The organism is Roseibium sediminis (assembly GCF_008711325.1).
GTDB lineage: Bacteria > Pseudomonadota > Alphaproteobacteria > Rhizobiales > Stappiaceae > Roseibium > Roseibium sediminis.
In genome coordinates, this window is record NZ_VXDB01000054.1 from 1 (window position 1) to 8,904 (window position 8,904).

Consider the following 8,904-nt stretch of genomic DNA (forward strand, 5'->3'; position numbering starts at 1 on the left):
CGGAAGGCGAGGAGATCTATTGCGACGAGTTTGCCCGGGTGAAGGTCTGGTTCCCTTGGGACCGGCACGGGGAGAAGAATGACAAGTCCTCCTGCTGGATCCGCGTTGCCTCAAACTGGGCAGGCCCCAAATGGGGCCACATCGCAATCCCGCGCATTGGGCAGGAAGTGATCGTCGACTTTCTCGAAGGTGACCCTGACCAGCCCATCATAACGGGCCGCACCTACCACGCCCAGAACATGCCACCCTACAAACTGCCGGATCACAAGACCCGAATGACTATCAAGACTGAAAGTCATAAGGGGGAAGGCTTTAATGAGTTGCGCTTTGAAGATGAGTCAGGTCGTGAGGAAATTTTTGTTCATGCGCAGAGAGACATGAACATCGAAGTACTAAATGATCGCTCGAAGCGCATTGAAAGAGACCAGTCTGAAGTTGTCGGAAATGACAAGTCAATTGAGGTTGGGGGCGATCACGACGAGGTCGTCTCGGGAAACGTCTCGATAGCGGTTGGGAAGAACCCACTTGCTAGCACCTTGATGGAAAAGACCAAGGTCGCCTTCTCGAAGGCCGGTGAAATCATGGAGAAAATGAAGATTCCGGACCCTTTCAACTTTGGGAAAGGGAACATGCAAGTCTTTATCGAAAAAAACAAATCCGAGGTCGTAAACGTTGCTTCCTCTGAAATTGTTGGGGTCGTTAAATCAGTCGTCGCTGGGCAATCATTTCAAACAACGGTTGGTAAGGCGATGAGCACGATTGTCCGGGGACGCAAAGACATAGACGTCGGGCAAGTGATGAACATTCGAGTTGGAGACCAGTTTACAATCAAGGTTGGTGAAAACTCTGTCCTGACGATGTCGAAGGAAGGTGACATCTTAATTCAGGGAAAAAGGATCAAATTTAAAGCCGATACGATTGATCAGAACTGAGGTTGTTATGAAAGAACCTCGCACTCTCAATGGTCCACCCTTTGTTCTCCGACCTGAAAATCAGGCGGAGGATGTTGATCCAGCTACGAGAATGCTTGCGTCTGACTTGGCCCTACAGCAGAAATTTGCTGCGCTGCCTGGAACACCTGCAAGTTGGCAACCAAAATGTACCCCGCCAATGATTTGCGCGTTGGAGGATCCAACCGGTACTGAAGTTTCTGAAACGGCAAGTTTTGGGGCACAAAGTCCTGCAAATTTGCTACTGCCACCTCCGCCTGATCCACAGCCGGAAGAAAAATCATCCGATTCTAAGTATTCTCTGAGTGGTCCGAGCCTTGGTACGAAAGATGGCGGTATCGGGATAGAAGAGCGGCGTGATGTGCGTGAGTATATCCAGTCAGGTTACACCCGCACAAACCCATATGGCACGACCAAGGTTGATACGAACTTTGGAGGGAAGTGGAAAGACGATTTCACAATCATTCAAGGCGATGCAAAAACAGATCTGTTTGATGTTTCTGTAGCCGAAGGTAGTTTTGGAGACGGAAATGATGCGTTCACTGGTCAAGGAAAGGTCCTTAGCGCGGACGCTGGCGCAAGCGCCGGTTTCAAGGTCGATAGCGGTGGTGTTTCGGCACATGCCGGTGCCAAGGCGCAAGGGAGCATGGCACAAGGGTCGGTAGCTTCGACAGACGACCACGCCATTTCCGGTGCAGCAAGTGGTTCCGCGGTATCAGGTAGTGCAGAAGCCAAGGGGGAAGTTGTTCTTACACCAGAACAAGCCACGCTCGGCGGAAAACTTGGGGCAGAAGTAAATCTGATTGAAGGCAAGTTTTCTGGAAATCTGACAATCACGCCAAAACGGGTCGCCGACCCAATGATTCACCTCTGGAACTGGGCCGTCGATGATGATGTTGAACCATTGAGTGAAAATTGGGACATTGGAATTTCTATTGGCGGAGAAGTCTCAGGTCAGGTGGGTGCACAGGCTGGAGCTGAGGCGCGGGCGGGTTATGAGAAAGGGAAGCTGAGGGCAGAGGCTGGAGCCAAAGTTGGCCTCGGTGTGGGGGCTGGTGTTAAGGTCTCAGGCGGAGTTCAAGGAGCAGACAAGATTTGGAATGGAATAAAGTCGGCTTGGAATTGGGCTTGGGGCGATTAAATGGATGAGAAAGCATGCAATGCAACTGGCAAAAAGTTTTCATATTACCTCTCTTCTGCATGTTCAGTTTGGTGAGCATTTCAATGACTGATGCTACTATTCAGAAATTTGGCATAGTTGGTTCCGAAACCAAAGACGTTGAATTTGAGTTCGAAGCTGAACAACTAGGTTTTTCCAGCCTCTCGCCAGCCGGTTTTGTCTGGAACGAAGCCAAATCGGTTCCACCAGAGTTTATGGATGCCGGGGTGTTTTCCAGTCTTGTTCAGGAGCATATCGGATATGATCCACTTAACCGAGACCGATTTGAAATTCGTCTCTATTCGGCAAAAATCTTCCCGGCCCGGGTCGCTCTTGGAACGGGGTATGCAAGTCTGTTGGCGAGCCAATGGGGAAAAATGAATTTTGGCATTCAGGTGCATTCACCAGAATTTGGCGAAGTACTGGGTGGTGATAATTCGAGTGGCGTCATGATGGTCAATCGCATCTCAGTTATTCGTCGAGGTGAGAATGTATTGATCGTTCGCTCGAAATTTGATTCTAAGTATTTCGATAAGTATTCAAACGAAATCGCTTCGTTTGTCGGCAGTATAAAATTTAATGTTAGCGCTTTCGAGGATCCTGTCAAAGATAACTTCAAAGCCACAAGTCTGTATCCAAACGACATTGGATTAACTTTTGACTATTCGATGCCCGGAAACTGGGAAAGTTTGGGATTGTCGCAATCCAATCCACTTGATGGGCAAGCTGCCGCTTGGGTTGATGTTGACGACCCAAACCGAAATTCGGGAGCTCTGGTATTGGTAAGCAAAGCAGGAGAACCAGCAGAGCAGGGCGCGAAACCCAAATTTGATGAGCAGGCGATGGCGAACTTGTCGTCAGTCGTGCTTGGAGTGATGCTCGATAACTTGCTGCCCGGGCAAGCCTACAAATTCGAACCAAAAGAAATGAACGGTTTCGGTAACCTTGCTGAGGTTTCTGCGTTCAACAAAATGTATACCTACAAAGTAATTGTTGGGTCGGATGAAATCCCTGTTGTCGCGAATATTTTGATGACTTTCGGTCGGGATGGCGTCGCGATAATTACATCAACATTTTCTGCTGCAGGCGGCGGGCAATATCTTTTTGGTACTCGCAACCACACCAGCTTCGTTCAGGAGCTTCTTCTGAGCGCACAGTATGCGCATTGGAAATCCAAACACGAAAATTAACTCAGCGATTTCTCCGATTTTAGCGTGAGGCGCTGATGAAAACGGAATTGCCTCAGCCCCGAGGCCTTTGAACCCGAAATTTCATGTGTTTGTGGTCTGAATTGTAGCGCGGCCCAAATATTACAGGAGCGTGACGTATGAAAACCAAAGCCGACAACGTCTTATCTTTCGTCTCTATCGGTGAGTCAGTTAATCCTGTTGAATTCACTGCGGAGGAAATCGCCAAACTCAAAAATATTCTGCGATATATTGACGTTGACGAAAACCAGGACGCTCTCGTTATTAGGAATGGCAAGTCGCGGATACTTGTGCGTGAAGATGGAACCTTGCGTATTGAGGGGGAGAAGGTCACCCACACCTCCCAAGGCACATTGCATCTTTCTGCCGCGCTTATCGAGATCAACTGATGGCTGTTACGGTCAATATCAACGGGTTGAGTCTTTGCCACAAGAACTCTGATGGCTTTGTGCGATCAACCTTGCCTGATGTATGTCTTACACCTGCTGCTAAGAATGCGCCGATCCCGTACACCAATATTGCCTTTTCAAAAGACTTGGCGAAAGGGACGACTTCGGTGCGGGCTGACAAGGGCGCGATGTGCGCCATTAAAGGGTCTGAGTTTTCTAAATCTATTGGGGATGAGCCGGGGTCAGGTGGAGGTGTCAAATCTGGCGTTCATCTGCATAAGGCGACATGGCTCTCATGGTCGCCCAACGTCTTCATGGAGGGAAAGCCGGTCTGCCGTCTTACGGACAAGATGCTGCTGAACAAGGGCAACACGGTGTCTGTTGGTGGGGAGCAGCAGAAGTGGTTAGGTGGTGATGACCCCATCATGGACAAGCTGTGTGAGTTTGCCTGTGAATGTCGAAGTGTGAGTGCTCGCCAACAATGCATGGCCGACAAAATCAAAGATGAACTCTATGATGGTAAGTACCCAAAAGTTGACAGTCCAATTTGGCAAGAAGTGTCGATGAAGCTTGTTGACGGTGTTTGGCAAATTATAATGAACAAGGCAGGAGCCGGACCAACAAGTAATCCAATAACGCCGAAAGGCGGTATCAGACCTGATGTTGTTGTAAACAATAGCGGCAAACCATCGAAAATCATTGAGGTGAAATTCGAGGGAGATAAGCCGAATGCGAACCAAAGAGCTGGTGGTGCATATGACGAGGCTGCTGAAGATTTAGGGGTGGAAAGGGACAATCTAACAGTTGAAGATGACTGTGATTGTGGTGATGGCGGTGGAACTGCCCCGGAACCTGTGATGGTTCCTAGTCCGTCTGGCGCTGAAGATGAGGGACTATCAACTGCCCAGAAAGTGGGCTTGGGAGCCGGTATTGCTGCAGGGATTGGAGTGATTGCATGCCTGATAGCTGAGCCCTGTGGCGCTATTCTTGTTGGTGGCGCGGCGCTTGGTGGTGCGGCAGCAGCTTTGTAGAGAAAAAAATGACACAAGTTTTACCACCTTACTACCAGGTCAAAAATGAATATGAAAAACTGGACAACCTGATCATCAACCATGAGCGGACAGGTAAGGCATACATGAGGTTTGCCTTTACAGTTGAACTCTGGTTTATGGAAGGATGGACGCTAGAAAAACGACAAATACTGGTCGATTTGGCGCGGTACTATTTCAATCTTTTTCATGGTAAAATTACGCATTATCAAAAAGACGGAGCAACCAGATATAGTAAAATGCGGGATGATAAATTCCCAAACTACTATGAATTGTTGCCGAGTAGATTGGATGCTGATGAGTATTTTCATATTTATCTTCGGAGCTCAGAATCCGATCTCATGCTTTATGACTTCGCAGCACTTTCTGTTGCCGAAAACCGAAAAGAAAGGCGGCCTCTTTCTTACCTTCAGTTTAGAACGCCGCTGGCGTGGGTGAAGCAAGATATTGCGCAGGTTACGTTTGCCTTGCAGGAGATGTGTAGCAAGCTCAATCCCACAAACGGTGTTGCGGGACTTTCACCGGTTTTTGAGCCTGGCCGCGAGGACCCAAAGTATTATTTCCCGTATTTAAGAAGGTTTCCAGGGTTTGATTGGCCAAACGGTTCCTGGGGATTGGCTGTTGGTGCCGAACGCAAGATACGTGGGGTCAATTGGCTGACCATTCTTGACGAGGGCTATAGCCGCGATTTGGGCGGTCCTGCGGCGCTTGCGGAGCATCTGGGCGAGGACATTCACCTGCACGTCTATGACGGCGGAGTAATCATTCAGGCCGGGCCAGAACCATTTCTTGGAGACCGCAACGCGAACATCTGGCCTGAGCATTACCGCACTGTCAATAGAGCGCTAAAGCACCTGCGATTTGAAGCTTTCAAGCCTAGTCGGACATATCTGAAAGTTCCTCATGGGACAGCACTAGATGCCCATGACGAAAGCCTCAAGTGGTTGCGCCGATTTGATATTGTGGAGACGGAGTGATGTCGGAGCCAAGTTCCTTTCTACTCAAGTGCCAGATCAGTCGGAGCGCATTACACCAGTTCATGGCTTCCCCGATAATGCCTTTCGATACTTACAGCGACTGGGACACGATAAGCTTTGAGATATTGGATGAAGAACTTCGTTTCGTACGATCCCTTGAAGGCAAGCAGACATGGAACTGGCTCCGCCCTCAATTCCTCGGTGATGAAGTTGTCCATAGATTTCATCACCATGAAAATACCGATACACTCGTTTATTGCAATATGTTGTTGTCTGAGAGCTGGAGCTTTTTTCTGCCATTTCTCCACGTAATTCGCGGCATTGGAGCGTTTCTCGCGCAAGATGGCGGCTATGCAATTATTCATAACTACATCTACGCTCCAACCCTGACGCAAGCCCTCATTACTTTCTCTGGAAAATCTTCCACACTTGTGGATGTAGACAGTTTCACTCCCGAGATAGACAGCTATGTGAAGGATGCAAGCACAGTGTTTTCAGAGATGGTGAGTCAGTCTGACAAGAAATATGATTTGGGTGAGCCTTATGATGCATTCTACGAATTTGACCAGTATAAGCCGGGCTGAAAACTGCTATGTGGGAGGTTAAGAACAAGACGCCATTTGTTGCTGGAGGGGCATTTGAGCGCGATAGAAATGGGCGCGAGTTTTGGTGTGTCGCAATACGAGCGCGTTTCAATGTGGAGGCGGACGGTCTTTGTCGTATCTCAGATGATAGCCCTTGGATTCGGCTTGGACCGGAATATGCGGACGAAGAGGCACAAGAACTGGCAAGTGACACTGACATTGCTCCTTTCAAGCCCTCTACGGATATTCTGCTGAAAGGCACTGTGCAATCGGTAAAGTCGGGCATCGGCTCCCAACCAGTTCGAATGCGGGTAGGTCATCTTGAAAAAAGAGCCTTGGTGTTAGGCGCGCGTATTCTAGAAGTGAATGGAGGTAAGCCAAAGCTTGTCTCACAATTCGAACTTGCCAAAGAAACGCCTTTATCATGGTCAGGTGCTTATGGAGGACGTGATTTCTGTTCCGACGATGAAGCCGAGGTATGTGAATCTAATCCAGTCGGAACAGGGTATTGCTCCAGTCCACTGAAGGCGCTTCCAGACGGTTCTCGGGTCGCCCTGCCTCTCTTTGAAAATCCAGATGAACCGATTACCGGAGAGAGCGGACCTGTCAGGCCAACCGGATTTGGCGCCGTGCAGCGTTTCTGGAAACCGCGAAAGGAACATGCAGGCACATTCGATGAGACGTGGGAGCGTTCGCGCGCCCCGGTTTTGCCTGAAGATTTTGATGAGCGATTTTATCAGACGGCCCCTATGGATCAGATCTGGGACGGGTTTATCCGGGGTGGTGAAACCGTTGCGTTTGAGGGGTTTAACAAGGAAGGTGCCTATGAATTTAGGCTTCCCCAAATCATTCTGGAAGCTAAAACCCGATTAGGCGGCAGAGCTTATACGACGCGATTCAACTGTGTTAGTGTTGAATTCTACCCCGATAGAAAAGACTTCGAAATGGTATGGAACACACATGTTCCATGCAATGGGCAAGACCACCTTATCTCGTCGTCCCTTGTCAGGGTCAAGCAAATGGCAGGAGTACGGTGAGCGGCGATACACACCCGCAGATTTACGGCTGTGGGCTTGCGAGTGTTGCTGGGGCCACGACACCCGAGGCGGCCAAGGCTATCCTGAAAGGGCAGCCCTTTTTTCATCGCGTTCGGGAATGCGTTGGGGCAGATGGCCAAGACCAGATAATGGCCGCCAAGATACCGTACTTTGAAGAGCGGGATATCATCACGCGTTTACGCCGTTTGTTTGACGAGGCATATCAGGAGTGCCTGCAGTCCCTTGATGGAAAAATGGCGACAAGCCAGAAGGTTACACTCCATCTTGCTTTGCCGGTTTGGATGAACCAGTCAACCGACCTCAAACAGGCGTTTCAGGATAGATTCAATCAAGATACGCCGGAGCTTGTCTTAAATGTAATCTGTTATTTTGAGGGTCCCACTGGAGGGCTGACGGCGTTTATCGAGGCGTGCAAGGAAATCCGCGAAGGAAAGAAGTCCGCCGCCCTTGTATGCGGGCTTGATAGCCACATTGCACCATGGCTGATCGATGCCATGCAGTTCACAACAGGTGTGATTGGTAAGGGAAACCCTTATGGAACCGTGCCGGGTGAGGCTGCTGCTATGGTGTTTTTATCCTCAAAGTCACACATGGGAGCCGCGAAAAGTCTCGGTACGATCCGCACACTTGCTACACTGGAAGAAAAGCAGCAACCCATGGACGTAAACGGTTCGATCATGGGCGCTGCACTTTCCAGCTGTTTTCGTGGCGTTATAGAGCGTCTGCCAGAAGGTGTTCACCCAGAATTGGTTCTCGGCGACCTGAATGGCCAGCGGCATCGTGCTGAGGAATACGGCTACGCCCTTTCCAGTTTGAAAGACGCTGGGGAAGCGTTCTTGGACCCGGTTATTCTGCCCGTGAGCATTGGCGATGTTGGTGTGGCATGCGGTCTATTAATGATTATTGTAGGGCTGTACTACGAATATCAAGAATACCCAGTTAGTATATTATGGGGAAGCTGTCCCAGTGGTATGCGTTATGCGGCCAGCCTTGAGGTGACTCAGGAGAAAAATAATACGTTGTGATATGAGGTTGGAGTAGCTTGAGATTTTACTCAAATGAATAAAATGAAATACTTATGTCGTTATGATGAATTTTTATACCCTCTATGGGCCGATTTTGTGGAAACACCTTTGAACACCTGAAGCGCTTGGCTGTATTGGCGATCAGCTGTATTCCAAACGCAGACTTTCAAATGTCTGGCCCGGATATTCAGCGCCAGTGCGGCAGTCGGTCCGATCCTCTCGCGGGTTGCTCGCAAGAGCCGAACGTGGAAGGCCGCGTTTACAAGAGCGAGGCCGAATGCGTCTCCGATACCTATCTTGAAGACGGCAGCTGTTCCGACGTGTTCGAGATTGGCCAGAAGGTCCATCAGGAGTCCGGGCCGCGTTATGAATCGATGTCCCTATGCCTTGACCAACATGGCAACCAGTGCACGGAAACACCTGCACCAGGATATTCCTATTTCACGCCATTAGCTGGACACCCGCAAAAACCTCGCGCTGTTGGATGATTTCTGATTCACTGGCT

At 49.5% G+C, this 8,904-nt stretch carries 10 protein-coding genes; all 10 read left to right on the forward strand.

Annotation, left to right across the window (positions count from 1 at the left end):
* On the forward strand, window positions 1–932 hold a 932-nt coding region (locus tag F0155_RS24080; protein WP_150526860.1), incomplete at its 5' end, for a type VI secretion system tip protein TssI/VgrG.
* A 7-nt stretch (window positions 933–939) separates the two neighbouring features.
* Window positions 940–2,091 carry a hypothetical protein gene (locus F0155_RS22715; protein ID WP_150526861.1) on the forward strand — a complete coding sequence of 384 codons (1,152 nt, stop codon included), beginning with the start codon at window positions 940–942 and terminating at the stop codon, window positions 2,089–2,091.
* Window positions 2,092–2,174: 83 nt separating this feature from the next.
* Window positions 2,175–3,299 (forward strand): hypothetical protein, encoded by a 1,125-nt coding sequence (locus F0155_RS22720; RefSeq protein WP_150526862.1) that lies wholly within the window; start codon window positions 2,175–2,177, stop codon window positions 3,297–3,299.
* A gap of 137 nt (window positions 3,300–3,436) precedes the next feature.
* The gene (locus tag F0155_RS22725; RefSeq protein WP_150526863.1) at window positions 3,437–3,706 is read left to right on the forward strand and encodes a hypothetical protein; all 270 of its coding nucleotides are present in this window, start codon (window positions 3,437–3,439) and stop codon (window positions 3,704–3,706) included.
* Window positions 3,706–4,737, forward strand: coding sequence for a DUF4150 domain-containing protein (locus tag F0155_RS22730; RefSeq protein ID WP_150526864.1), 1,032 nt, complete (start codon window positions 3,706–3,708; stop codon window positions 4,735–4,737). The genes F0155_RS22725 and F0155_RS22730 overlap by 1 nt, the downstream gene beginning before the upstream one ends.
* Before the next feature lie 8 nt (window positions 4,738–4,745).
* Window positions 4,746–5,732: a type VI immunity family protein gene (locus F0155_RS22735; protein ID WP_150526865.1), complete on the forward strand. Its 987-nt coding sequence runs from the start codon at window positions 4,746–4,748 to the stop codon at window positions 5,730–5,732.
* Window positions 5,732–6,316, forward strand: a complete 585-nt coding sequence (locus tag F0155_RS22740) for a hypothetical protein (protein WP_150526866.1) — start codon at window positions 5,732–5,734, stop codon at window positions 6,314–6,316. The genes F0155_RS22735 and F0155_RS22740 overlap by 1 nt, the downstream gene beginning before the upstream one ends.
* 8 nt (window positions 6,317–6,324) lie before the next feature.
* Window positions 6,325–7,353, forward strand: coding sequence for a DUF2169 family type VI secretion system accessory protein (locus tag F0155_RS22745; protein WP_150526867.1), 1,029 nt, complete (start codon window positions 6,325–6,327; stop codon window positions 7,351–7,353).
* Complete coding sequence (locus F0155_RS22750) at window positions 7,350–8,399, forward strand: hypothetical protein (RefSeq protein WP_150526868.1); 1,050 nt, start codon at window positions 7,350–7,352, stop codon at window positions 8,397–8,399. Before F0155_RS22745 ends, F0155_RS22750 begins: the two co-directional genes overlap by 4 nt.
* A gap of 170 nt (window positions 8,400–8,569) precedes the next feature.
* On the forward strand, window positions 8,570–8,887 hold the full coding sequence (locus tag F0155_RS22755; RefSeq protein ID WP_161599885.1) for a DUF1190 domain-containing protein: 318 nt from the start codon (window positions 8,570–8,572) through the stop codon (window positions 8,885–8,887).
* Window positions 8,888–8,904 lie beyond the last annotated feature (17 nt).